Annotated in this window: 21 protein-coding genes, 2 tRNA genes and 1 pseudogene; 18 read left to right on the top strand and 6 right to left on the bottom strand. The window is 68.1% G+C overall.

The window, feature by feature from the left end; all coding sequences use genetic code 11:
• Positions 1-4 precede the first annotated feature (4 nt).
• Genes H7I57_RS24630 through H7I57_RS24620 form a run of 3 tightly spaced genes read left to right on the top strand, consistent with a single transcriptional unit; the run spans position 5 to position 3,930 of the window.
• Complete coding sequence (locus H7I57_RS24630) at positions 5-1,036, top strand: ATP-dependent 6-phosphofructokinase (protein ID WP_264026719.1); 1,032 nt, start codon at positions 5-7, stop codon at positions 1,034-1,036.
• Between the two features lie 23 nt (positions 1,037-1,059).
• Complete coding sequence (gene gatB, locus H7I57_RS24625; RefSeq protein WP_264026718.1) at positions 1,060-2,562, top strand: Asp-tRNA(Asn)/Glu-tRNA(Gln) amidotransferase subunit GatB; 1,503 nt, start codon at positions 1,060-1,062, stop codon at positions 2,560-2,562.
• 3 nt (positions 2,563-2,565) lie between these two features.
• Positions 2,566-3,930: a sensor histidine kinase gene (locus tag H7I57_RS24620; RefSeq protein ID WP_264026716.1), complete on the top strand. Its 1,365-nt coding sequence runs from the start codon at positions 2,566-2,568 to the stop codon at positions 3,928-3,930.
• Position 3,931: 1 nt separating this feature from the next.
• Here the strand turns inward: H7I57_RS24620 and H7I57_RS24615 are convergent, their stop codons facing one another.
• Positions 3,932-5,053 carry a PQQ-dependent sugar dehydrogenase gene (locus H7I57_RS24615; RefSeq protein WP_264026714.1) on the bottom strand — a complete coding sequence of 374 codons (1,122 nt, stop codon included), beginning with the start codon at positions 5,051-5,053 and terminating at the stop codon, positions 3,932-3,934.
• A 135-nt stretch (positions 5,054-5,188) separates the two neighbouring features.
• Here H7I57_RS24615 and H7I57_RS24610 point away from each other — a divergent pair, with 135 nt between their 5' ends.
• Complete coding sequence (locus H7I57_RS24610) at positions 5,189-6,025, top strand: DoxX family protein (protein WP_264026713.1); 837 nt, start codon at positions 5,189-5,191, stop codon at positions 6,023-6,025.
• A 10-nt stretch (positions 6,026-6,035) separates the two neighbouring features.
• Here H7I57_RS24610 and H7I57_RS24605 read toward each other — a convergent pair whose 3' ends face one another.
• The gene (locus H7I57_RS24605; protein WP_264026712.1) at positions 6,036-6,431 is read right to left on the bottom strand and encodes a PH domain-containing protein; all 396 of its coding nucleotides are present in this window, start codon (positions 6,429-6,431) and stop codon (positions 6,036-6,038) included.
• 347 nt (positions 6,432-6,778) lie between these two features.
• Here H7I57_RS24605 and H7I57_RS24600 point away from each other — a divergent pair, with 347 nt between their 5' ends.
• From H7I57_RS24600 to H7I57_RS24585, 4 genes are all read left to right on the top strand, one after another.
• Positions 6,779-8,662, top strand: coding sequence for an acetolactate synthase large subunit (locus H7I57_RS24600; RefSeq protein WP_264026711.1), 1,884 nt, complete (start codon positions 6,779-6,781; stop codon positions 8,660-8,662).
• Complete coding sequence (gene ilvN / locus H7I57_RS24595) at positions 8,659-9,177, top strand: acetolactate synthase small subunit (RefSeq protein ID WP_264026710.1); 519 nt, start codon at positions 8,659-8,661, stop codon at positions 9,175-9,177. Before H7I57_RS24600 ends, ilvN begins: the two co-directional genes overlap by 4 nt.
• Positions 9,178-9,216: 39 nt before the next feature.
• On the top strand, positions 9,217-10,230 hold the full coding sequence (gene ilvC, locus H7I57_RS24590) for a ketol-acid reductoisomerase (protein ID WP_275081657.1): 1,014 nt from the start codon (positions 9,217-9,219) through the stop codon (positions 10,228-10,230).
• 188 nt (positions 10,231-10,418) lie between these two features.
• Positions 10,419-10,877, top strand: a complete 459-nt coding sequence (locus tag H7I57_RS24585) for a hypothetical protein (RefSeq protein WP_264026709.1) — start codon at positions 10,419-10,421, stop codon at positions 10,875-10,877.
• A 34-nt stretch (positions 10,878-10,911) separates the two neighbouring features.
• Here H7I57_RS24585 and H7I57_RS24580 read toward each other — a convergent pair whose 3' ends face one another.
• Positions 10,912-12,342 (bottom strand): phytoene desaturase family protein, encoded by a 1,431-nt coding sequence (locus H7I57_RS24580; RefSeq protein ID WP_264026708.1) that lies wholly within the window; start codon positions 12,340-12,342, stop codon positions 10,912-10,914.
• A 54-nt stretch (positions 12,343-12,396) separates the two neighbouring features.
• Between H7I57_RS24580 and serA the strand changes: the two genes are divergently transcribed.
• From serA to H7I57_RS24565, 3 genes are all read left to right on the top strand, one after another.
• Positions 12,397-13,983, top strand: coding sequence for a phosphoglycerate dehydrogenase (gene serA, locus H7I57_RS24575; protein WP_264026706.1), 1,587 nt, complete (start codon positions 12,397-12,399; stop codon positions 13,981-13,983).
• An 8-nt stretch (positions 13,984-13,991) separates the two neighbouring features.
• Positions 13,992-15,002: a 3-isopropylmalate dehydrogenase gene (locus H7I57_RS24570; protein WP_264026704.1), complete on the top strand. Its 1,011-nt coding sequence runs from the start codon at positions 13,992-13,994 to the stop codon at positions 15,000-15,002.
• A gap of 71 nt (positions 15,003-15,073) precedes the next feature.
• A complete protein-coding gene (locus H7I57_RS24565) occupies positions 15,074-15,616 on the top strand; it encodes a hypothetical protein (RefSeq protein ID WP_264026703.1) in 543 nt (180 codons plus the stop codon).
• Here H7I57_RS24565 and H7I57_RS24560 read toward each other — a convergent pair.
• Positions 15,597-16,838 carry an MFS transporter gene (locus H7I57_RS24560; protein WP_275081655.1) on the bottom strand — a complete coding sequence of 414 codons (1,242 nt, stop codon included), beginning with the start codon at positions 16,836-16,838 and terminating at the stop codon, positions 15,597-15,599. The genes H7I57_RS24565 and H7I57_RS24560 overlap by 20 nt on opposite strands.
• Before the next feature lie 102 nt (positions 16,839-16,940).
• On the opposite strand from H7I57_RS24560, the gene H7I57_RS24555 reads away from it, so the two are divergent.
• The 4 genes from H7I57_RS24555 to H7I57_RS24540 all read left to right on the top strand — a co-directional run bounded on the left by H7I57_RS24555 (position 16,941) and on the right by H7I57_RS24540 (position 19,558).
• A complete protein-coding gene (locus H7I57_RS24555; protein ID WP_264026700.1) occupies positions 16,941-17,729 on the top strand; it encodes a fumarylacetoacetate hydrolase family protein in 789 nt (262 codons plus the stop codon).
• Positions 17,726-19,207, top strand: a complete 1,482-nt coding sequence (gene gltX / locus H7I57_RS24550) for a glutamate--tRNA ligase (protein ID WP_264026698.1) — start codon at positions 17,726-17,728, stop codon at positions 19,205-19,207. The genes H7I57_RS24555 and gltX overlap by 4 nt, the downstream gene beginning before the upstream one ends.
• Before the next feature lie 120 nt (positions 19,208-19,327).
• Positions 19,328-19,399: transfer RNA gene (locus tag H7I57_RS24545), tRNA-Gln, on the top strand.
• Positions 19,400-19,485: 86 nt separating this feature from the next.
• Positions 19,486-19,558 (top strand) — tRNA-Glu (locus H7I57_RS24540).
• Positions 19,559-19,587: 29 nt separating this feature from the next.
• Here the strand turns inward: H7I57_RS24540 and H7I57_RS24535 are convergent.
• A complete protein-coding gene (locus H7I57_RS24535; protein WP_264026696.1) occupies positions 19,588-20,289 on the bottom strand; it encodes an IclR family transcriptional regulator in 702 nt (233 codons plus the stop codon).
• A gap of 38 nt (positions 20,290-20,327) precedes the next feature.
• Between H7I57_RS24535 and leuC the strand changes: the two genes are divergently transcribed.
• The 3 genes and pseudogenes from leuC to H7I57_RS24520 all read left to right on the top strand — a co-directional run bounded on the left by leuC (position 20,328) and on the right by H7I57_RS24520 (position 23,204).
• On the top strand, positions 20,328-21,773 hold the full coding sequence (leuC, locus tag H7I57_RS24530; protein WP_264026695.1) for a 3-isopropylmalate dehydratase large subunit: 1,446 nt from the start codon (positions 20,328-20,330) through the stop codon (positions 21,771-21,773).
• 30 nt (positions 21,774-21,803) lie between these two features.
• Positions 21,804-22,397, top strand: a complete 594-nt coding sequence (leuD, locus tag H7I57_RS24525; RefSeq protein WP_264026694.1) for a 3-isopropylmalate dehydratase small subunit — start codon at positions 21,804-21,806, stop codon at positions 22,395-22,397.
• Positions 22,398-22,599: 202 nt separating this feature from the next.
• A pseudogene (locus H7I57_RS24520) lies at positions 22,600-23,204 on the top strand (HU family DNA-binding protein).
• 87 nt (positions 23,205-23,291) lie between these two features.
• On the opposite strand, the gene mutT1 reads toward H7I57_RS24520, so the two are convergent.
• A complete protein-coding gene (gene mutT1 / locus H7I57_RS24515) occupies positions 23,292-24,221 on the bottom strand; it encodes an 8-oxo-(d)GTP phosphatase MutT1 (protein WP_308204400.1) in 930 nt (309 codons plus the stop codon).
• Between the last annotated feature and the right edge of the window lies 1 nt (position 24,222).

Raw genomic sequence — 24,222 nt, 5'->3', positions numbered from 1 at the left:
ACACATGCGTATCGGAGTACTGACCGGCGGTGGTGACTGTCCCGGACTGAACGCTGTGATCAGGGCCGTGGTCCGCACGTGCGACGTGCGGTACGGCTCGTCGGTGGTGGGCTTCCAGGACGGCTGGCGCGGCCTGCTGGAGGATCGCCGTGTCCAGCTCAAGAACGACGACCGCAACGACCGACTGCTGGCCAAGGGCGGCACCATGCTCGGCACCGCGCGGGTCAACCCGGACAAGTTGCGCGCCGGTCTGGATCAGATCAAACAGACGCTGGAGGACAACGGGATCGACGTGTTGATCCCGATCGGCGGCGAGGGCACCCTGACGGCGGCGAACTGGCTGTCCGAGGAGAACGTTCCCGTCGTCGGCGTGCCCAAGACGATCGACAACGACATCGACTGCACCGACGTGACTTTCGGTCACGACACCGCGTTGCACGTCGCCACCGACGCCATCGACCGGTTGCACAGCACCGCCGAGTCGCACCAGCGGGTGATGCTGGTGGAGGTGATGGGCCGCCACGCCGGCTGGATCGCCCTGAACGCCGGACTGGCCTCCGGTGCCCACATGACGCTGATCCCCGAGCAGCCCTTCGACGTCGAAGAGGTGTGCCGTCTGGTCAAACAGCGCTTCGTGCGCGGGGATTCGCACTTCATCTGCGTGGTGGCCGAGGGCGCCAAGCCGGCCGAGGGCTCGATGCAGCTGCGGCAGGGCGGCACCGACGAGTTCGGCCACGAACGTTTCACCGGCGTCGCCCAGCAGCTCGCCGTCGAGGTCGAGAAGCGGATCAGCAAGGAAGTGCGGGTGACCGTGCTGGGGCACGTGCAACGCGGCGGCACCCCCACGCCGTATGACCGCGTGCTGGCCACCAGGTTTGGCGTGAACGCCGCGGACGCCGCCCACGCGGGTGAGTACGGGATGATGGTGTCGCTGCGCGGCCAGGACATCGGCCGGGTGTCGCTGGCCGACGCCACCCGCAATCTCAAGCTCGTCCCGCAGAGCCGCTACGACGACGCCGCCGAGTTCTTCGGCTGAGGGCACTCACTAAGATCGTGGGCATGTCTGTCGACACCGCCGAGCTGCTGGACTACGACGAGGTCATCGCCTCCTACGAGCCGGTGCTCGGCCTGGAGGTCCACGTCGAGCTGTCGACCAACACCAAGATGTTCTGCGGGTGCGCGAACAGCTTCGGCAACGAACCCAACACCCAGGTGTGCGCGGTGTGCCTGGGGCTGCCCGGATCGCTGCCGGTGCTCAACCAGGTCGCCGTCGAGTCCGCCATCCGCATCGGCCTGGCGCTGAACTGCGAGATCGTGCCGTGGTGCCGGTTCGCCAGGAAGAACTACTTCTATCCGGACATGCCGAAGAACTACCAGATCTCGCAGTACGACGAGCCGATCGCGATCAACGGCTACCTCGAGGTCCCCCTCGACGACGGCACCACCTGGCGCGTCGAGATCGAGCGCGCGCACATGGAGGAGGACACCGGCAAGCTGACCCACCTGGGAAGCGATACCGGGCGGATCGCGGGGGCGACCACGTCGCTGATCGACTACAACCGTTCGGGCGTGCCGCTGATCGAGATCGTCACCCGTCCCATCGAGGGCGCAGGCGAGCGGGCCCCCGAGATCGCCCGCGCGTACGTGACGGCACTGCGAGATATGTTGCGCGCCTTGGGCGTTTCCGACGTCCGCATGGACCAGGGCTCGATGCGCTGCGACTCGAACGTCTCCCTCAAGCCGATCGGTCAGGCCGAGTTCGGCACCCGCACCGAGACCAAGAACGTCAACTCCCTCAAGAGTGTGGAAGTGGCGGTGCGCTACGAGATGCGCAGGCAGGCGGCGGTTCTGAAGTCCGGCGGCACCATCGTGCAGGAGACCCGCCATTTCCACGAGGACGGGTACACCTCACCGGGTCGCAGCAAGGAGACCGCGCAGGACTACCGGTACTTCCCGGAGCCCGACCTGGAGCCGGTGGCCCCCAGTGCGGAGTACGTCGAGCAGCTGCGGCAGACGATCCCCGAGCTTCCGTGGTTGACGCGCAACCGAATCCAGCAGGAATGGGGTATCTCCGACGAGGTGATGCGCGATCTGGTCAACATCGGCGCCATCGACCTGATCGCCGCGACCGTCGAGCACGGCGCGTCGAGCGACCAGGCCAAGGCGTGGTGGGGGAACTTCCTGGTGCAGAAGGCCAACGAAATTGGGGTGGGGGTGCCCGATTTGCCCATCACGCCGGCCCAGGTCGCCGCGGTGGTCAAGCTCGTCGAGGAGGGCAAGCTGTCCAACAAGCTGGCCCGTCAGGTCGTCGAGGGTGTGCTCGCAGGCGAGGGCGAACCCGAGCAGGTGATGAAAGACCGCGGGTTGGCTGTCGTGCGGGACGACTCACTGATCCAGGCCGCCGTCGACGAGGCACTGGCAGCCAACCCCGACGTCGCGGAGAAGATCCGCGGCGGAAAGGTCCAGGCCGCAGGCGCGATCGTCGGCGCCGTCATGAAGGCGACCAAGGGGCAGGCCGACGCCGCGCGGGTACGTGAGCTCGTCATGGCCGCCTGTAGCTAGCCGATGAAGCGACCCCAGGACCTGGTGTTCCGCGTCCTGCAGCACCCACTGCGACTGCTGTCGCTGCGCTCGATCGTCATTCTCGCCCAGCTCGGGGTGATCATCCTGGTGCTGACGCTCGGCGTCTGGGTGTGGGTCGGCGTCACCAACGACCAGTACGACCAGCTGGACCGGCGACTGGACTCGCTGTCGAGCCTCGGCGACGTCAACACCCTCCTGCGCAGCGCGCAGGAGGGCGTCGGCCCGGAGCCCACCGAAGGCGGTCTGGTGCGCACCGCGCGGTTCGGTGACACCACCGTCTCGATCCCCGCCGACATCGTGCTGCCGGAGCTCGCCAGCGGATACGCCGACACCACCATCGAGGGCGTCGAGTACCGCGTCCGCACCATCACCACCGGAAGCGCGTCGATCGCGCTCGGGGCGCCGCTCGCCGAGACCCAGGCCCGCATCGATTCGCTGCACTGGCGGGTGTTCTGGATCTGCGCCGGGGTGATCGTCGGCACCCTGCTCGTCGGCTGGGTGATCGCGCTGATCATGGTCAACCCGTTCCGGCTGCTCGCCCAGCAGGCCCGCGCCATCAACGCGCAGTCCAACCCCGACGAAGTGCAGGTGCGCGGGGTGTGGGAGGCGGTCGAGATCTCCGAAGCGGTGGAGGGGATGCTCGCGCGCATCGGGGACGAGCAGCAGCGCACCCGGGCGGCGCTGGAGTCGGCGCGCGACTTCGCCGCCGTCGCCTCGCACGAACTGCGCACCCCGCTGACCGCGATGCGCACCAACCTCGAGGTGCTGTTGACACTCGACCTCGGCGTCGAGCAGCGCAAGGAGGTCATCGGCGACGTGATGCGGACCCAGTCCAGGATCGAGGCGACGCTGACCGCGTTGGAGCGGCTCGCGCAGGGGGAGCTGACCACCGTCGACGACTTCGTTCCCGTCGACGTCGCCGAACTCCTCGACCGCGCGGCTCACGACGCCATGCACAACTACCCGGGCCTGGAGGTGTCGCTGGCGTCGTCGACGACCGTGCTGATGCTGGGGATGCCCGCGGGACTGCGGCTGGTCATCGATAACGCCATCGCCAACGCCGTCAAACACGGTGGCGCGACACAGGTTCGGCTGAGCGTGGTCAGTTCGTCGGCGGGCGTCGAGATCGCCGTCGATGACAACGGCTCCGGGGTGCCGGAGGAGGAGCGGGCCGAGGTTTTCGAGCGGTTCCACCGCGGCACCACCGCGTCGAGGTCGGGATCGGGGCTGGGGCTGGCGCTGGTGGCGCAACAGGCCGAGATCCACGGCGGCACCGCGGCGCTCGAGGTCAGCCCGATGGGCGGGACGCGGCTGATACTGCGCCTACGGGGATCGGGTCCGAGTTAGGTCAGGTGTTGTCGGCGTTGGTGCGCGGGAAGCCGCCACCCTGCGGGAAAAGCGGGAACACCACGTCGTCGAGGTTCATCGCGTCGCCTGCGGTCTTGTTGACGGTGGCGCCCCAGACGTTGCCGTCCGGTGACACCTGCAGCGCCCACGCGTGCCCGTGCTGGTCCTGGCGGACCACCTCGGGCTCGCCGGTCACGGCCCCGGTGTCGGGCGCCATCCGCACCGCGACCGTCTGCTTGGTGTCCACGAGGTTGACCAGCACGGTGCCGTCCAGTGCGGCGCAGCCGGCCACGCCGGGACGGTCGGGCCAGCTCCACACCGTCGACACCTTCGAGTCCTTGCTCATGCGCTGCAGGCGGTCGGCGGTGGGCGTGCGATCGGTGACATAGAGGGCGCCGTCGGACGGGTCGATGCACATCCCGCCGCCCGGGCCGAGGCCGGACATCGCGGTCGTCGTGGGGGCCTGGTCGACGGTCGTCGGCTGCTCGATGCGCAGCAGCTTGCCTGCCGTCGACCCGGGATCCGAGGCCAGGCCGGGATCGCCCGCATCACCGGTCTGCACCACCAGCGTCGTCGGGCTGGTGAAGATCAGCGAACCGGTGTTGCCGCCGGCGCCCTTGGGGATGCCGGTCAGAATCGGCTTGGGGACATCGCCGTCGGCGATGCGGACGACCCGGTTGTCGGTCGGGGTGCTGATGTAGGCGTACATCAGCCGGTCCTGGGAGTACGTCGGCGACAGGATGATGTCCATCAGGCCGCCGTCGCCGGTGGGATCGACGGGGATGACGGTCTTGACCGTCGGCTCGGCGCGGACGGACACCTGCTTGACCGCTCCCGTGGTGCGCTCGGCGACCAGGGCGGACTGGCTGTCGGGCAACATGATCAAGCCGCTGGTGCTCTCCAGGCAGCCCTGCATGACCCCGGGTGCCGGGCATTCCTTGGGGAACGGCTTCGCGGGCAGCGGCGGAGGCGGTGGCGGGGTCGACGTCGGCCCCGGCGCGAGCTTGGGCTCGGTGGTGAACGGCTGCGACTGCGCCGAATCGAACCGGGCGCAGCCGGCACCGGCGAGCAATGCCGCGCACAGCACGACGACGACTGCCCCCAACGGCCGGCGCTGACTCATGCAGGCCAGGTTACGGATTGTCGGGCGGTACGCGCCACGCGCTCCCCGGTCCGCCCGGCGCGGCCCAGCACAAACAGGCTCAACGCGCCGTGGCAATTCCCGATTCGGGCGTGACTAGCACTTACCCTGGCACTCGTGACCAGTCCCCAAGACCCAGGCCCGTGGCAGCGGCCCGACGATTCGGGCGGTCGGCCCGCGTCGGCGAGCCTGGTGGATCCCGAGGACGACCTGCCTGCTGCGCACTACGGCGGTGACTTCGAAACCACCGCGATCCCGCGCTACGACGCGTCCAAGCCGGCGAGCGAACATCCGTTCGGACTGATGAGCGACCCCGATCCGCTGCCGTACGTGCAACCGAGCGCCGGCCTGGCACCCGGCGCGTACGGGGCGTCGGCCGCTCCCACCGAGGTCGGGGTCCACGATGCCGACCGCCGGTTCGACGGGGAGCGCCGGGGCACCCAGGATCTCGGGCTGCTGTTGCTCCGGGTGGCCGTCGGGGTCCTGCTCATCGGCCACGGCCTGCAGAAGGTGTTCGGCTTGTGGGGCGGTCCCGGTCTCGGAGGGTTCCGGGACTCACTGAACGAGTGGGGCTTCCAGCACGCCGACATCCTGACCTATGTCGCCGCGGGCGGACAGATCGCCGCCGGGGTGCTGCTGGTACTGGGCCTGTTCACGCCGATCGCGGCGGCGGGGGCGCTGGCATACCTGGTCACCGCGCTGCTGGTGGAGGTGGCCACCGCCCGCGACGAGGCCAGGCTGTCCGACTTCCTCACCGACGGTCACCAGTACCAACTCATCCTGGTGTGCGCGGTCGCGGCGATCGTCCTGATCGGGCCCGGCCGTTACGGCCTGGACGCCGGCCGCGGCTGGTCCCGTCGGCCGTTCGTCGGCTCGTTCGCCGCGCTGATCCTCGGCGTGGGCGCGGGCGTCGCGATCTGGGTCTTCCTCAACGGCGCCAACCCGCTGGCGTGATCGCACCCGTCTAGTCGTACGGGTTGGGTACCCGTCCGCCGCTCGCGGCGGCCAGCAGCGGCAGCGTCGCGAACGTCACTGCAGGAAGTGATATCTCGGTTCCGTCGCGGCGCCGCGCCACCGCCCATGCCCGCCGGCCGAAGCGCAGGCCGTCGATGTCGTCCCAGCGGAGCTTTTCGCTGCCCAGCAGCGTGCGCGCGGTCACCGTTTCGCGGTCCGCGGTGGTCCGGTAGCGAACGATGACCAGCGACAGCATCACCGGGATGACGAGCAGCAACGCCCACCAGCCGGGCCCGGCGAACACCACCGAGAGCATCGCGAACGCCAGTAGGGCGACGGCCAGGTGCGCCATCGGTGAGATCCTGATGACGACCGGGGTCGACTCCGGGGCTGAGGGGGAACCCATGGCGCCCATCATTCCATCGGCAGCATTCCACCGGCAGTTTGCTCCTCACGCAAGCGTTCGTCGGCGCAGTTTGCTCCTCACGCAAGCGTTCGTCGGCGCGAGGAGATTTGACCTTTGACCAGTTCGGCGGCTACCGTCGACTGCTATGCAGACCTCGGGATTGCTCGTCGGAGGCGCTACGGCGCCGACGTCGGTCGTAGTAATTGGGTTGCGCGTTGATGCCGCGCTAGCCCCCACCCGGGCATAGCAACCAAGCATCGACGCGCAACCCTCGACAGCCACCCGGGCTGACGGGGGTTTTTTCTTGCCCCGACACCGATTGAGACCCTGAAGACCGAAGGAACACAGTGAGCGCTCCCACTACGCGACCACCCCAGCAGCCGGCGACCCCGGCGGCCGGGGGTCACACTGCGTCGGCTCCCGCGAAGCCGACCCCGCACACGGCTCCCGCCCAACCGAAACGGGTTGCCCCCCAACAGCTCACCGGAGCCCAGGCCGTGATCCGGTCGCTCGAGGAGCTGGATGTCGACGTCATCTTCGGAATCCCCGGCGGTGCCGTCCTGCCGGTCTACGACCCGCTGTTCGACTCCCAGAAGTTGCGCCACGTCCTGGTCCGCCACGAGCAGGGCGGCGGCCACGCCGCCAGCGGTTACGCACATGCCACCGGCCGGGTGGGAGTGTGCATGGCGACATCGGGCCCAGGGGCCACCAACCTGGTGACGCCGCTGGCCGACGCGTACATGGACTCGATACCGATGGTGGCGATCACCGGGCAGGTCGGGCGCGCACTGATCGGCACCGACGCGTTCCAGGAGGCCGACATCTCCGGCATCACGATGCCGGTCACCAAGCACAACTTCCTGGTCCGCAACGGTGACGACATCGCGCGGGTGATGGCCGAGGCGTTCCACATCGCGGCCAGCGGTCGACCGGGACCGGTGCTCGTCGACATCCCGAAAGACGTGTTGCAGGGCCAGTGCACGTTCGCCTGGCCGCCGCAGATCGACCTGCCCGGCTACAAGCCCAACACGAAGCCGCACAACCGGCAGATCCGCGAGGCCGCCAAGCTCATCGCCGCGGCGCGCAAGCCGGTGCTCTACGTCGGTGGCGGCGTCATCCGCGGTGAGGCCAGCGACCAGCTGCTCGACCTGGCGGAGCTGACCGGGATCCCCGTCGTCACCACGCTGATGGCTCGCGGGGCGTTCCCCGACAGTCACCCGCAGAACCTGGGCATGCCCGGGATGCACGGCACCGTTTCGGCGGTGGCCGCGCTGCAGCGCAGCGACCTGCTGATCGCTCTCGGCACCCGCTTCGACGACCGGGTGACCGGCAAGCTGGACTCCTTCGCCCCGGAGGCCAAGGTGATCCACGCCGACATCGATCCCGCCGAGATCGGCAAGAACCGGCATGCCGACGTGCCGATCGTGGGCGACGTCAAGGCGGTCATCACGGACCTGATCGAGGCGCTGCGCAAGGATGCCGGCGGGCCGCTGGACTCGATGAAGATCGACAACTGGTGGGAGTACCTGCGCGGCATCCAGTCGACCTTCCCGTTGAGCTACGGGCCGCAGAGTGACGGCAGCCTGTCGCCGGAGTACGTGATCGAGAGCCTCGGCAAGATCGCGGGCTCCGACGCCGTCTACGTCGCGGGCGTGGGTCAGCACCAGATGTGGGCGGCCCAGTTCATCTCCTACGAGAACCCGAAGACGTGGATCAACTCGGGCGGACTCGGCACGATGGGCTTCGCGATTCCCGCGGCCATGGGCGCCAAGATGGGACGTCCCGAAGCCGAGGTGTGGGCCATCGACGGCGACGGATGCTTCCAGATGACCAACCAGGAACTGGCCACCTGTGCGATCGAGGGCGTCCCCATCAAGGTCGCGCTGATCAACAACGGAAACCTCGGCATGGTGCGCCAGTGGCAGACGCTGTTCTACGAGGAGCGGTACAGCCAGACGGATCTGGCGACGCACTCGCGTCGCATCCCGGACTTCGTCAAGCTGGCCGAGGCGCTGGGTTGCGTCGGATTGCGTTGTGAGCGTGCCGAAGACGTGGCCGAGGTCATCGCTCAGGCCAGGGCGATCAACGACCGCCCGGTGGTGATCGACTTCATCGTCGGCGCCGACGCCCAGGTGTGGCCGATGGTCGCCGCAGGCACCAGCAACGACGAGATCCAGGCGGCGCGCGGTATCCGGCCGTTGTTCGACGATCCGGAAGAGGGACACGCATGAGCAGCCAGGGAACCCCGCGCACGCACACGTTGTCGGTGCTCGTCGAGGACAAGCCAGGCGTCCTGGCCCGCGTCGCCTCACTGTTCTCCCGGCGCGGCTATAACATCCAATCGTTGGCCGTCGGCGCGACCGAACACAAGGACCTGTCCCGGATGACCATCGTGGTCGATGTCGAGGACTCTCCGCTGGAGCAGATCACCAAGCAGCTCAACAAGCTGATCAACGTGATCAAGATCGTCGAGCAGGACGACAGCAATTCCGTCGCCCGCGAACTCGCGCTGATCAAGGTCCGCACCGACGCCGCCACCCGTAGCCAGGTCATCGAAGCGGTGAACCTGTTCCGCGCCAAGGTCGTCGACGTCTCCAACGAGTCGCTGACCGTCGAGGCCACCGGCACCCCCGAGAAGCTCGAAGCGCTGCTTCGGGTTCTGGAGCCCTACGGGATCCGGGAGATAGTCCAATCCGGTGTGGTCTCGCTGTCCCGAGGGCCCCGCGGCATCAGCACGTCCAAGTAATACCCCGAATAGCAAAGAACAGAAGGAAGATTGAAAAAGATGGCAGTTGAGATGTTCTATGACGACGACGCGGACCTGTCGATCATCCAGGGCCGCAAGGTCGGCGTCATCGGCTACGGCAGCCAGGGCCACGCGCATTCGCTGAGCCTGCGCGACTCGGGCGTCGCGGTGAAGGTCGGCCTCAAAGAGGGCTCGAAGTCGCGCGAGAAGGTCACCGAGCAGGGCCTCGAGGTCGACACCCCCGCAGAGGTGGCCAAGTGGGCCGACGTGATCATGCTGCTCGCGCCCGACACCGCACAGGCCGACATCTTCAAGAATGACATCGAGCCCAACCTCAACGACGGCGACGCGCTGTTCTTCGGTCACGGCCTCAACATCCACTTCGACCTGATCAAGCCCCCGGCCAACGTCACGATCGGCATGGTCGCCCCTAAGGGTCCAGGGCACCTGGTGCGCAGGCAGTTCGTCGACGGCAAGGGCGTGCCGTGCCTGATCGCCGTCGACCAGGACCCGAAGGGCGAGGGCCAGGCGCTGGCGCTGTCCTACGCCAAAGGCATCGGCGGCACCCGCGCCGGCGTCATCAAGACCACGTTCAAGGACGAGACCGAGACCGACCTGTTCGGTGAGCAGGCCGTGTTGTGCGGTGGCACCGAGGAACTCGTCAAGACCGGCTTCGAGGTCATGGTCGAGGCCGGTTACGCTCCCGAGCTCGCCTACTTCGAGGTGTTGCACGAGCTCAAGCTGATCGTCGACCTGATGTACGAGGGCGGCATCGCGCGGATGAACTACTCGGTGTCCGACACCGCCGAGTTCGGTGGCTACCTGTCCGGGCCGCGGGTCATCGACGCCGACACCAAGAAGCGGATGAAGCAGATCCTCGGCGACATCCAGGACGGCACCTTCGTCAAGCGCCTGGTCGCCAATGTCGAGGGCGGCAACAAGGAGCTCGAGCAGCTGCGTAAGGAGAACGCCGAGCACCCGATCGAGGTCACCGGCAAGAAGCTGCGGGACCTGATGAGCTGGGTAGATCGCCCGATCACCGAAACAGCTTAGTTACCAAGGGATTTCGGTGTAGTTGGTCGCGTTGGGCGTGACCAACTACACCGAAGTCGTTTCAGGGTCTGGACAGCGGCTGGGGATCGGCGGATAGTAGGCCCTATCCAGGACCCGAGTCCTGGTGACCTCCCGTCAAATTCGGCGATCGGCGTCAGGCCACAACCGCTCACCGCCGGGGAGTGCTCATGACATCCCAGGGATCCACGCGCCTGCCGCTCATGCCCGCCGCCCGCCTCGTCGCTGCCGGCGCCCTCGCAGCGGGCGCGATGATGTTGACCGCGCCTGCAGGCAACGCGATCCCAGAATCGACGATAAAGAGCGAATGCGACGACGCCGGCGGCCAGTACACCATCGTCACCGATGGCGAACACAGTTACTCCAGGTGCTGCTACCTGGACATCAACGGTGTCAAACACTGCGACCATTACACAGACGGCAGATACACGTACGAGACCTCCAACAACACCCTGGAGCAACCAGAGACGCCGCCGCCACCGCCACCGCCTGGCGGGGTGGTCGGTCCGCCGGCGACGGTGGCCACGCAGGCACCGCCCCCGATGCCGGACTACGGGATGACACTGTGGATGCCGCCTCCGGCAGGCCCAGTGGGCCCGCCGCCCGGCGAGGCGGTGCTCGCTCCTTGAGGATCGCGCCCTGCCGGAACACGGTTGCGACGGTCTAGGGCGACAGTGACGGCATGTCCTTGATGCCGAACTCGCGCCGCAGGACCGTGCGGGCGGCGTAGAACCCCGCCATCCCGTGGACACCGCCGCCCGGCGGCGCGGCCGAGGAACACAGGTAGGCCTTGGGAATCGGCGTCGACCACGGATTCCAGCGCAGCGCCGGGCCGGTGAGCGCGCTGACCATGTTGTTGCCGCCCACCCCGATGTCGCCGCCGACGAGGTTGGCGTTGTGGTCCGCCAGATGGGCCGCGGGCACGCTGCGCACGCCCACCACCAGATCCCGGAAGCCGGGGGCGAAGCGTTCGAAGATGCCGGTGATCGTCTCGGCCATGTCCACCTTCGAGCCGTGCGGAACGTGGGCGTAGCTCCACAGCGGCCGCCGGCCGTGCGCGTCGATCCGGCCGGGATCGGCCAGGTGGGGCAGCGCGGCGAGCACCATCGGCCACTCCGGATGTCGGCCCTCGGCGATCTCCTGCTCGGCCCGCGCCATCATGGTTCGGTCGCCACCGAGGTGCAGCGTCGGAGCCTGCGCCAAACGTGGATCCTGCCAAGGGATCTCACCGGAGAGGACGAAGTCGACTTTTGCCACCCCCGGCCCGTACCGGTAGCGGCGGAGCGTGGCTGCGTAGCGCGACGGCAGCTTGTCGCCGTACAAACGCAGCAGTGCGGTGGGTGCGGTGTCGTAGAGCACCACCCCGGAGGGAGGTGTGGTGACCTCCTCGCCGAGGACGAGTTTCCCGCCGTGTGCCTGCAGGTCGGCGAGCAGGGCGTCGGGGATGGCCTGCGAGCCGCCGACGGGGATCGGCCAGCCCACCGCATGCGCGAGCGTCGCCAGCATCAGGCCCGCGCCCGAGGCCACCAGTGAGGGCATCCGCGAGATCGTGTGTGCCGCAACGCCGGTGAACAATGCCCGGGCGTCCTCGCCGGCGAGGGTGCCCCATGCCGGGGTGCCCTGGGCCAGTAGCCGCGGCGCGACCCGCAGCGCCGCTGGGATGCTCGGCGGGATCGAACGCTTGTCGCCGAGAAGCAACCCGACGACGCCGTCGCAGTCCGCCGACAGCGGACCCAGCAGTCGGCGCCACGAGGCGCCGTCGTCGAGTTCGGCGCAGGTGCGCCCGATGTCGCGGTAGCCGATCGCCGCGGCCCGGCCCGGCAGCGGGTTGCCGTACGACACGTCGGGAACCGCCAGCGTCACCCCCCGTGCGGGCAGATCGAACTCGGCGAAGAACGGAGACGCCAACGCCAGCGGATGCACCGCCGAGCAGATGTCGTGAGAGACGCCCGCGAACTCCGGGTCTCCAAGCGTGCGCGCGCCGCCGCCGGGTGTGGGCTGGGCTTCGATGACTTGAACGGAAAGGCCTGCTCTCGCGCAGATGACAGCGGCGGCCAGGCCGTTGGGCCCGCTGCCGACGACGGTGATGTCCACGCGTGCCATTCTCCCGCCCGCTGCCCGACCTTCACAGCCCATTAGGCTGTCCGCGTGAGTCTGCCTGTGGTACTGATCGCCGACAAGCTGGCCGAGTCGACCGTGGAAGCGCTCGGCGACCAGGTCGAAGTCCGTTGGGTCGACGGACCCGACCGGGAAAAGCTGCTGGCCGCGGTTGCTGACGCAGACGCGCTGCTGGTGCGGTCGGCGACCACCGTCGACGCCGAGGTCCTCGCGGCGGCACCGAAGCTCAAGATCGTCGCCCGTGCGGGTGTCGGCCTGGACAACGTCGACGTGGACGCTGCCACGGCGCGCGGCGTCCTGGTCGTCAACGCGCCCACGTCGAACATCCACAGCGCCGCCGAGCACGCGCTGGCGCTGCTGCTGTCGGCCGCGCGCCAGATCCCCGCAGCCGACACCACGCTGCGTGAGCGCACCTGGAAGCGGTCGTCGTTCTCCGGTACGGAGATCTTCGGCAAGACCGTCGGCGTCGTCGGTCTCGGCCGCATCGGCCAGCTGGTGGCTCAGCGGCTGGCCGCGTTCGGGGCGCACATCACCGCCTACGACCCGTACGTGTCGCACGCGCGTGCCGCGCAGCTGGGCATCGAGCTGTTGACGCTCGACGAACTCCTCGGCCGCGCCGACTTCATCTCGGTGCACCTTCCCAAGACCAAGGAGACGGCGGGGCTGATCGGCAAGGAGGCGCTGGCCAAGGTCAAGCCCGGCGTCATCATCGTCAACGCGGCCCGCGGCGGGCTGATCGACGAGCAAGCGCTCGCCGACGCCATCAGCAGCGGCCACGTCCGCGGCGCGGGTCTGGACGTCTTCTCCACCGAGCCCTGCACCGACAGTCCGCTGTTCGACCTCCCGCAGGTGGTGGTGACGCCGCACCTGGGCGCGTCCACCGCCGAGGCGCAGGACCGGGCGGGCACCGATGTCGCGGCCAGCGTGAGGCTCGCGCTGGCGGGGGAGTTCGTACCCGACGCCGTCAACGTCGGCGGGGGCGTCGTCGGTGAAGAGGTGGCGCCCTGGCTCGACCTGGTCCGCAAGCTGGGCCTGCTGGTCGGGGTGTTGTCGAGCGAGCCGCCGGTGTCGCTGTCGGTACAGGTGGAGGGTGAGCTCGCGAGCGAAGAGGTCGAGGTGCTCAAGCTCTCCGCCCTGCGTGGCCTGTTCTCCGCGGTGATCGAGGAACAGGTCACGTTCGTCAACGCGCCCGCGCTGGCAACCGAGCGCGGAGTGGAGGCGTCGATCTCCACCGCCTCGGAGAGCCCGAACCACCGCAGCATGGTCGACGTGCGCGCGGTGGGCGCGGACGGCTCCACGGTGAACGTGGCGGGCACCCTGACCGGACCGCAGCTGGTCGAGAAGATCGTCCAGATCAACGGGCGCAACCTGGAACTGCGCGCCGAGGGTGTCAACCTGATCATCAACTACGACGATCAGCCCGGCGCACTCGGCAAGATCGGCACGTTGCTCGGCGGCGCGGGGGCGAACATCCTTGCCGCACAGCTCAGCCAGGACACCGACGGCGAGGGCGCGACGATCATGCTGCGCCTGGACCGTCAGGTGCCCGCCGACGTGCTGGCGGCCATCGGGCGCGACGTCAGTGCCGCGACGCTGGAAGTGGTCGATCTGTCATGACCCCCTCGATGAGACTGGCCGTGATCGCCGGCGACGGTATCGGCCCCGAGGTCATCCGCGAGGCGCTCAAGGTGCTCGACGCGGTGCTGCCCGGCGTGGAGAAGACCGAGTACGACCTCGGCGCACGCCAGTACCACGCGACCGGTGAGGTGCTGCCCGACTCGGTGCTCGCCGAGCTGAAGGCGCATGACGCGATCCTGCTCGGCGCGATCGGGGATCCGTCGGTGCCCAGCGGGCTTCTCGAACGCGGCCTGTTGCTGCGCACCCGGTTCGAGCTGGACCACCACATCAACCTGCGGCCGAGCCGGCTCTACCCCGGGGTGCAGAGTCCGCTGGCCGGCAACCCGGAGATCGATTTCGTCGTCGTCCGCGAGGGCACCGAGGGGCCTTACACCGGCAATGGTGGCGCGATCCGTGTCGGCACCCCCCACGAGATCGCCACCGAGGTCAGCGTCAACACGGCCTACGGGGTGCGCCGGGTCGTGCAGGATGCGTTCGGCCGGGCGCAGGCGCGCCGGAAGCACCTGACACTGGTGCACAAGAACAACGTGCTGACCTACGCCGGATCCCTGTGGTGGCGCACGGTGCAGGCGGTCGCGGCGGAGTACCCCGACGTCGAGGTGGCTTATCTGCACGTCGATGCCGCGACGATCCACATGGTCACCGACCCCGGCCGCTTCGATGTGATCGTCACCGACAACCTGTTCGGCGACATCATCACCGATCTGGCCGCCGCGGTGTGCGGCGGCATCGGACTGGCGGCCAGCGGCAACATCGACGCCACGCTGACGCACCCGTCGATGTTCGAGCCGGTGCACGGCAGCGCGCCGGACATCGCGGGCCAGGGCATCGCGGACCCGACCGCGGCGATCATGTCGGTGTCGCTGCTGCTGGCCCACATGGCCGAACTCGATGCCGCGGCGCGGGTCGACAAGGCCGTCGAGGAGCACCTCGCGACCCGGGGTGACGCGGTTCTGTCGACTTCCGCGGTGGGCGATCGGATCCTGGGGAAGCTGTAGGCATCGCCGGCGGTTTCGCGTCGCTGCGGCGGCAGTGCTGGCTGTTCGCGGTCGGTTCGACGTTCTTCGCGGTGGCCACCGTTCCCGGCTTCCCGGCGTGGGCAGGTGCGGGCACGGCCGATGCCCTGTGCTTCGTCGGGTCGTGGTTCTTCACCACCGCGGCGTTGATGCAGCTCCTGTTGACGGAGCGGGCGGACCGGCCTTCTCCCGCCGAACGATCCTCGGCCGCAGTGCAATTCGCGGGTACTCTGCTGTTCAACCTCGGCACCGGAGCCGCGGTCTGGGCACACGCCGTGACCGCGGAGCGGCGATATGTCTGGGCCCCCGACGCGACGGGATCGCTCGCCTTCCTGCTCAGTGGCGTCCTGGGCATGATCGCCGTCGCCGCGACGGTGGGGCTGTTCGAACCCCGCTCCCGTGAGTGGCTCACGGCTGCGATCAACCTGGTGGGCTGTGTGGCGTTCGGGGTGTCGGCGGTCGCGGCGTTCGTCAGGGTCACCGGCATCACCTCCGATGAGCGGCTGGCGAATCTGGGCACGTTCCTCGGAGCGCTGTGCTTCCTGGTGGCCGCGCTGGTGGCGTTGCCCCGCAGGCTCAGTCGCCCACCGGGGTAGCCGGGGAGACGGCCACCGGCACCGCGGGGATGGCCATGAGCGGGAACAACGCGCACACCGCGAATGCGACGGGATAGCCGGCAATGCCGATCAGGCCGCCGAACAACGGCGGAACGATGCCTGCGGTGAACAACTGGCTGGTGTTCTGGGTGCCCAGCGCGCGCCCGCTCCAGAACGGCCCGGCGATCTCGGCGATGGCGGTGAAGGCCAATCCGTTGTCCGACACGGTGACCACCGATGCCGCCATCATCATCGCGACGCTCAGCGGCGAATCGAGCCAGTCGAGCAGGGCGAGCGACGCCATGCACACGGCCGCGGCGCCCGCGATGATCCGGATGGGGCGCGTTCGCGCACCGAACACGTCGCCGCCGGAACGTTTCAGCACCGAGTCCGACCACCGTCCGGCGGCGATGCGTCCGCCTGCGCCGAGCACCTGCGCGAATGTCACCAACAGGCCCGCGGATCCGGGAGACCATCCGCGTTCGCTGATCAACCACACCAGGGTGAACGTCCAGACCAGGACCTGAGGGACGACGAGCAGGCCCGACGCGAGGTGGATGCGGAACAACAGTCTCGAGTCGCGATACGGGTTGGCGAGATCGGCCTCCGATGCCTGTGCGCGCGGCGTCCGGGGCGGGTCGATCACCGCCAGGCACATCAGCGCCGAGGCGGCGCACACGATTGCGGGGAACAGCAGGGCCGCCGAGACTCCGTGGTTCTCGGCCACGCGCGGGATGACCAATGCGCCGAGGCCCACTCCCAGTGGCTGGGCGGTCTGCCGGATGCCCATCACGAGCCCGCGCTGCTCGGCGGCGAACCATCCGACGACCAGGCGACCGCTGGCGGTGTTGCTGCTCGCGGCCGCCATGCCGCCGAGGAACAGGAACGCCGCCACGGCGACCAGCGATTCGGCGGACGCGGCCGCGAAGCCCGCCGCGGCGGTGAGGGCGGAGCCCAGTGTCAGCACCAGGCGTTCGCCGACGCGGTCGACGACATACCCCCACGCGATCAGCGTCACCACCATGCCGAGGCTCGGCATGGCCGACATCAGGCCGGCCCGGGCGAGATCGAGACCGCGTTCGCTGTTCAGCGTGGGGATGAGAAATGCCACACCGTTGATGAACACGTTCGCGCACAGCGTCGCCGACAATGCGATCGCCAGCATCAACCAGCGCCTGACGCTGCTCATGGACGAGACGGCCACGCCGCCATCGTCGCACATGCGTCTCATGATGCTGAATCTGATTCTCAGTTGATGAGATGCTCTCGTGGCCCGGATGCGGTGCCGGCAGACCCGGGTCGTGCCGGGCACTACGCTGAGGCAATGCGTCTCGGCCGAATCGCCAGCCCCGATGGGGTCGCCTTCGTCAGCATCGAAGGCGACCCGAGTGAGGCAATCTGCAAGGAGATCGCCGAGCACCCGTTCGGCAACCCGACATTCACCGGGCGGAGCTGGCCGCTGGCCGACGTGCGGCTACTGGCCCCCATCCTTGCCAGCAAGGTGATCTGCATGGGCAAGAACTACGCCGCCCACGCCACGGAGATGGGCGGCACCGCGCCGGAGGATCCGGTGATCTTCCTGAAACCGAACACCGCGATCATCGGTCCCAATGCGCCGATCCAGCTGCCGGCCGACGCCCATCCCGTGCACCACGAAGGCGAGCTGGCCGCGGTGATCGGCAGGCCCTGCAAGGATGTGCCCGCATCCCGGGCCGCTGAGAACATCCTCGGCTACACGATCGCCAACGACGTGTCGGCGCGCGACCAGCAGCGCAAGGACGGACAGTGGATGCGGGCCAAAGGGCACGACACCTTCTGCCCGGTGGGGCCCTGGATCGTCACCGACCTGGATCCGAGTGACCTGGACCTGCGCACCGAGGTGAACGGTGAGGTGCGCCAGCACTCCAACACCGCGCTGATGATCCACGATGTCGGCGCGATCATCGAGTGGGTGTCGGCGGTGATGACCTTGCTCCCGGGTGATCTGATCCTGACCGGCACCCCGGAAGGCGTCGGCCCCATCGAGGACGGGGATACCGTCAGCATCACCATCTCGGGAATCGGAACACTGACCAATCCCGTTGTGCGCAAAGGACCTAAGGATAGACAGTGACCGTCAGCGACGTCCGCGTCAGATTCTGCCCTTCTCCGACCGGCACACCCCACGTCGGGCTGATTCGCACCGCGCTGTTCAACTGGGCCTATGCCCGGCACACCGGCGGAACATTCGTCTTCCGGATCGAGGACACCGACGCCCAGCGCGACAGCGCGGAGAGCTACGCCGCGCTCCTGGACGCGCTGCGGTGGCTGGGTCTCGACTGGGACGAAGGCCCGGAGATCGGGGGACCCTACGAGCCCTATCGGCAGTCGCAACGCTCACAGATCTACCGCGACGTGCTCGATCGGCTCGTCGCCGCAGGCGAGGCCTACGAGGCGTATTCGACCGCCGACGAGGTGGAGGCCCGGCACCTGGCGGCCGGCCGCAATCCGAAGCTCGGCTATGACAACTTCGACCGCGACCTGACCGAGGACCAGCGCGCCGCGTTCCGGGCCGAGGGACGCAATCCGGTGCTGCGGCTGCGCATGCCCGACGCCGACCTGTCCTGGAACGACCTGGTGCGCGGCCAGACCACGTTCCCGGCTGGTTCGGTCCCCGACTTCGCGTTGACGCGCGGCAGCGGAGATCCGTTGTACACCTTGGTCAATCCGGTCGACGACGCGTTGATGAAGATCACCCATGTGCTTCGGGGTGAGGACATCATGCCGTCCACCCCACGCCAGATCGCGCTGTACCAGGCGCTGATCCGCATCGGCATCGCCGAGCGGGTGCCCGAGTTCGCACATCTGCCAAGCGTTCTGGGGGACGGAAACAAGAAGCTGTCGAAGCGTGACCCCCAATCGAACCTGTTCCTGCACCGCGACCGCGGCTTCCTGCCCGAAGGTCTGCTGAACTATCTGGCGCTGCTGGGCTGGGGTATCGCCGACGATCACGACGTGTTCAGCCTCGACGAGATGGTGGCCGCGTTCGACGTGGTCAACGTCAACTCGAACCCGGCGCGCTTCGACCAGAAGAAGGCCGACGCGATCAACGCCGAGCACATCCGCCTGCTGACCGCCGACGACTTCGCCGCGCGACTCAAGGAGTACTTCGCCACCCACGGTCACGACGCCGGCCTCGACGACGCCCGGTTCGCCGAGGCGGCGAACCTGGTGCAGACCCGCATCGTCGTGCTCGGCGACGCCTGGGATCTGCTGAAGTTCCTCGACGACTCGTCGTTCGTGCTCGACGAAAAGGCGGCGGCCAAGGAGTTGCGTCCCGAGTCCGCGCCGGTGCTGGCCGCGGCGCTGGGCGCGCTCGAGGCGGTCGGGCAGTGGAGCACCGCCCAGATCGAGGAGGCGCTGAAGTCCGCGCTCGTCGACGGTCTCGAGCTCAAACCGCGCAAGGCGTTCGGCCCTGTCCGGGTGGCGGTGACCGGTTCGTCGGTGAGCCCGCCGCTGTTCGAGTCGCTGGAACTGCTCGGCCGCGACCGCAGCCTGGACCGGTTGCGGGCCGCCCATGACCGCGCCGCCGCCATCTCGACGGAGGCCTGAGAAAACCACCGCCAGATATTTGGTAGTGTGCTCGTCGGCCCACCAGAAGACGCAGCGCGGCACAGCCACGATGCGTCGGGGCCGGAAAACAGCTTGTGACCTGCGGTGACAAGCAGCCAGTGGGGTATGGTGTAATTGGCAACACAGCGGTTTCTGGTACCGCCATTCTAGGTTCGAGTCCTGGTACCCCAGCGATCGCGGCAAGCCCGCGACGAAGTTGCAGTGATTAGGTCAGCATTCGCCCCTGGGCTATGCTTTCCGTCGCAGAAGTTGTTCTAGCCCCCGTCGTCTAGCGGCCTAGGACGCCGCCCTCTCACGGCGGTAGCGTGGGTTCGAATCCCATCGGGGGTACTCATCATCACTGCGTGGCGCTCTGGATCTCAGAGCCTGCGGGTCAGCGCGTCGGACGCGGCGACGAGATCCGCCGCCCACCGCGCCCCGGGCCGCCGGCCCATCCGGTCGATCGGACCCGACACCGACACCGCTGCGATCACGGCGCCACGCGTGTCCCGGACCGGAGCGGACACACTGGCCACTCCCGGTTCGCGCTCTGCGGCGCTCTGAGCCCACCCCCGTTTGCGCACCTCGGCGAGCGTCCGGTCGGTGAACTTCGCCGACGGGAGCACCGCCTGCTGTGTCGCCGCGTCGGCGTAGGCGAGTAGCACCTTCGCGCCGGAGCCGGCGTTCATCGGCAGGCGTGCGCCCACAGGAACCGTGTCGCGAAGCCCGGCAGGCGGCTCGAGGGCGGCGACGCAGATCCGCGCGGTGCCCTCGCGCCGGTACAGCTGCACGCTCTCTCCGGTGAGCTCTCGCAGCCGGGGCAGCACCGCGGCGCCCGCGGCCAGCAGCGGATCCCGCACGTGCCCTGCGAGCTCGGTGAGGGCAGGGCCCAGGCGCCACTGCCCGTCGCCGTCACGGGCGAGCAGCCGGTGCACTTCCAGCCCGACGGCCAGGCGGTGGGCGGTGGCCCGTGGCAGGTCCGTGCGCTCGCAGAGATCCGCCAGGCCGCACGGGGACTGAGCCACGGCGTAGAGCACCCCCACAGCTTTGTCGAGCACGCCGATGCCGCTATCCTGTCTCACAAGGAGATACTAGCTTCCCAGATTGTGAGATAGTCAAGATGGCCATCGCGAACCAGCCCCGCACGCTCGCCGAGAAGGTCTGGAGCGACCACGTCGTCGTCCCAGGGCCGGGCGAGGGTGAGGCGCGCCAGCCGGACCTGATCTACATCGACCTGCACCTCGTCCACGAGGTCACCAGCCCGCAGGCTTTCGACGGCCTGCGCCTGGCGGGCCGTCCGGTCCACCGGCCGGATCTGACGATCGCCACCGAGGACCACAACGTGCCGACGATCGACATCGACAAGCCGATCGCCGATCCGATCTCGCGCACCCAGGTGGAGACACTGCGCCGCAACTGCGAGGAGTTCGGTATCCGACTGCACCCGATGGGCGACGTCGAGCAGGGCATCGTGCACATCATCGGGCCGCAACTGGGGTTGACCCAGCCCGGCATGACCGTGGTGTGCGGCGACAGCCACACCTCGACCCACGGCGCGTTCGGCGCACTGGCGATGGGCATCGGCACCTCGGAGGTCGAGCACGTGCTGGCCACCCAGACGCTGCCGCTGAGGCCGTTCAAGACGATGGCGGTCAACGTCGACGGCGTCCTGCCGCCCGGGGTCAGTGCCAAGGACATCATCCTCGCGGTGATCGCCAAGATCGGCACCGGCGGCGGTCAGGGATACGTGATCGAATACCGCGGCAGCGCCATCGAATCACTGTCGATGGAAGGCCGGATGACCGTCTGCAACATGAGCATCGAAGCGGGCGCCCGCGCGGGAATGGTCGCTCCCGACGAGACGACGTTCGAGTTCCTGCGCGGCAGGCCCCATGCGCCCGAGGGGGCCGACTGGGACGCCGCGGTCGCCGCGTGGCGCCTGCTGCGGACCGACGAGGGCGCCGAATTCGACGCCGAGGTCTACATCGACGCGTCGACGCTGAGCCCGTTCGTGACCTGGGGAACCAACCCGGGCCAGGGTGTCGCGCTTGCCGATTCGGTCCCCGACCCCGAGTTGATGTTCGACGAGGGGGAACGTCAGGCCGCGGAAAAGGCGTTGGCCTACATGGACCTTCAGGCAGGCACCGCGATGCGCGACATCTCGGTGGACACGGTGTTCGTCGGCTCCTGCACCAACGGCCGGATCGAGGATCTGCGGGTGGTCGCCGACGTGCTGCGGGGCCGCAAGGTCGCCGACGGGGTACGGATGCTCGTCGTTCCGGGCTCCATGCGCGTGCGCGCCCAGGCCGAATCCGAAGGCCTCGGCGAGATCTTCACCGCCGCGGGCGCCGAATGGCGGCAGGCGGGTTGCTCGATGTGCCTCGGCATGAACCCCGACCAGCTCGCCCCCGGCGAGCGGTGCGCCTCCACATCCAACCGCAACTTCGAGGGCAGGCAAGGCAAAGGCGGCCGCACGCACCTGGTGTCACCGGCCGTCGCCGCAGCGACCGCGGTCCGCGGCACGCTGTCCTCCCCGGCGGACCTGCCCATAGTGACGAACCCCTGAAACAAGCGCTGACCCGACAGGAGACTCTCGATGGAAGCCTTTCGCACCCACACCGGGATCGGCGTGCCGCTACGGCGCTCGAATGTCGACACCGATCAGATCATTCCCGCGGTCTACTTGAAGCGGGTGACCCGAACAGGATTCGAGGATGGTCTGTTTGCCGCCTGGCGCAACGATCCGTCGTTCATTCTCAATCAGGCGCCTTTCGACAAAGGGTCGGTATTGGTCGCCGGACCGGATTTCGGCACCGGTTCGTCTCGCGAGCATGCCGTCTGGGCGCTCATGGACTTCGGATTCCGGGTGGTGATCTCGTCCCGATTCGCCGACATCTTCCGCGGGAACGCGGGCAAGGCCGGTCTGCTGGCCGCAGAAGTCGCACAAGACGATGTGGAATTGTTGTGGAAAGTCATCGAGCAGCATCCCGGGGTGGAAATCACTGTGAATCTTCAAGATCGGACCGTGACCGCAGGAACGGTCATGGTGCCGTTCAACATTGACGACTACACCGCCTGGCGACTCATCGAGGGACTCGACGATATAGGCCTTACGCTGCGGAAACGGGACCAGATCGAGCAATACGAGGCCCGTCGCCCGAGCTGGAAACCGCACACTCTGCCGGCCTGACAGGCGGCTCCGACAACCGAAATCGCCACGCTCCGATCTGCTTTTCGCGGCATCGGGCAGGAGGTCAAGGGCGGCAAGCGGATTGAAAAAAGTTCGCTGGCTTTGCCTGAAATTGCGCGTGGCTCTTGGAAATCAGCAGCCATAGGGTTTACCGTGTCCACTAGTCGGTCCAAGGAGGACCACTGGTATTCGGAGGTTTTGCATGAACAAAGCAGAGCTCATCGACGTACTCACGGAGAAATTGGGCTCGGATCGTCGGCAGGCCACTGCGGCGGTTGAGAACGTTGTTGACACCATCGTGCGTGCGGTTCACAAGGGTGAGAGTGTGACCATCACCGGCTTCGGCGTTTTCGAACAGCGTCGTCGTGCCGCCCGCGTTGCGCGCAATCCGCGCACTGGCGAGACGGTCAAGGTCAAGCCCACCTCCGTGCCGGCGTTTCGTCCTGGCGCTCAATTCAAGGCCGTTGTTTCTGGCGCACAGCGCCTCCCGGCGGAGGGACCTGCAGTGAAGCGTGGAGTGACAGCGGGCAGCACCGCCCGCAAGGCGGCCAAGAAGGCTCCGGCCAAGAAGGCCGCGGCGAAGAAGGCCGCACCGGCCAAGAAGGCTCCGGCCAAGAAGGCCGCGGTCAAGAAGGCCGCACCGGCGAAGAAGGCTCCGGGGCCAAGAAGGCCGCGGTCAAGAAGGCCGCACCGGCGAAGAAGGCTCCGGCCAAGAAGGCCGCGGTCAAGAAGGCCGCACCGGCGAAGAAGGCTGCGGCCAAGAAGGCTCCGGCCAAGAAGGCTCCGGCCAAGCGCGGTCGCAAGTAGTCACAGCATCGAAGACGCCGCGGGTCATGACGACCCGCGGCGTATTCGTGTGTCCGGAGTGGACCTAGCTTGAATTCATTTGTGGCGTCACTTCTTCGGCGCCAGCGGGCTGCCTATGTGGTCGGCGGCGATCAGCCGGCCGTCGGCCAGTGACATCACCCACGTGCTGCCCTTACGGTTCCGTGACTTGTCGGGCCGCACGCCGTCGCGTTCGCACCACCATTCGATGAGATCGGGGATGACCTTGCCCTGCGTGCAGATCACCGGGTTGACCGAGGTCGCGGCGATCTCGAGGATTCGGTTGCGGGTTGCCTTGCGGTTGTCCGCGTACGCCTCCTCGGTGAGGTCGGGCTCGTCGTGGATCACCGCCCCCAGCTCCTCGGCCAGAGGATCGAGCGTCTGCCTGCACCGCACCCGGTCGGCCGCGAACAGCTCACCGGCACCGAATGCCAGGAGCTGCCCGACAAGCGACTCGGCCTGAGCCCGACCGTGCTTGTCCAGCGGACGCTTTCGGTCGTCGCCCTGGTATCTGGCCTTACTTCCCGCCGTGCCGTGACGAACGATCATCACCGTCTGGGTGTCGGCGGGCAGCTTCAGGAAGCGGCGCAGCACCTTGCGGTCGTGCGGATAGGTCAACGCCGTCATCGCCTGGGCTGCCGGCAGCCACTTCAGATCGTCGACCTCTACGTTGACGCTGAACTGTCCGCCGACGCACCGCCCCGTCCAATAGCGCACCTTCTTGATGCTGTCCTCCACGGGGTAGCTCACCGTCGCGAGCCGGCGACCGAGATGGGCGCGAAAGCCTGTCTCCTCTTCGATCTCGCGCACGGCGGCCACGGGTTCGGTCTCACCGGGATCGACCTTGCCCTTGGGCAGCGACCAGTCGTCATAGCGCGGCCGGTGGATGATCGCGATCTCCGGCGTACCCGTGACATCGTGCGGGCGCCACAACACGGCACCGGCGGCCAGGATCAACGGCGTCACCACGGCCACATCCGGTTTGTTCTCCTTCGGCACC

This window comes from Mycolicibacterium pyrenivorans (genome assembly GCF_025821625.1).
Taxonomy (GTDB): domain Bacteria; phylum Actinomycetota; class Actinomycetes; order Mycobacteriales; family Mycobacteriaceae; genus Mycobacterium; species Mycobacterium pyrenivorans.
Note: the sequence above shows the minus strand (reverse complement) of the source record. Positions and strands in the feature narration are given on the sequence as shown.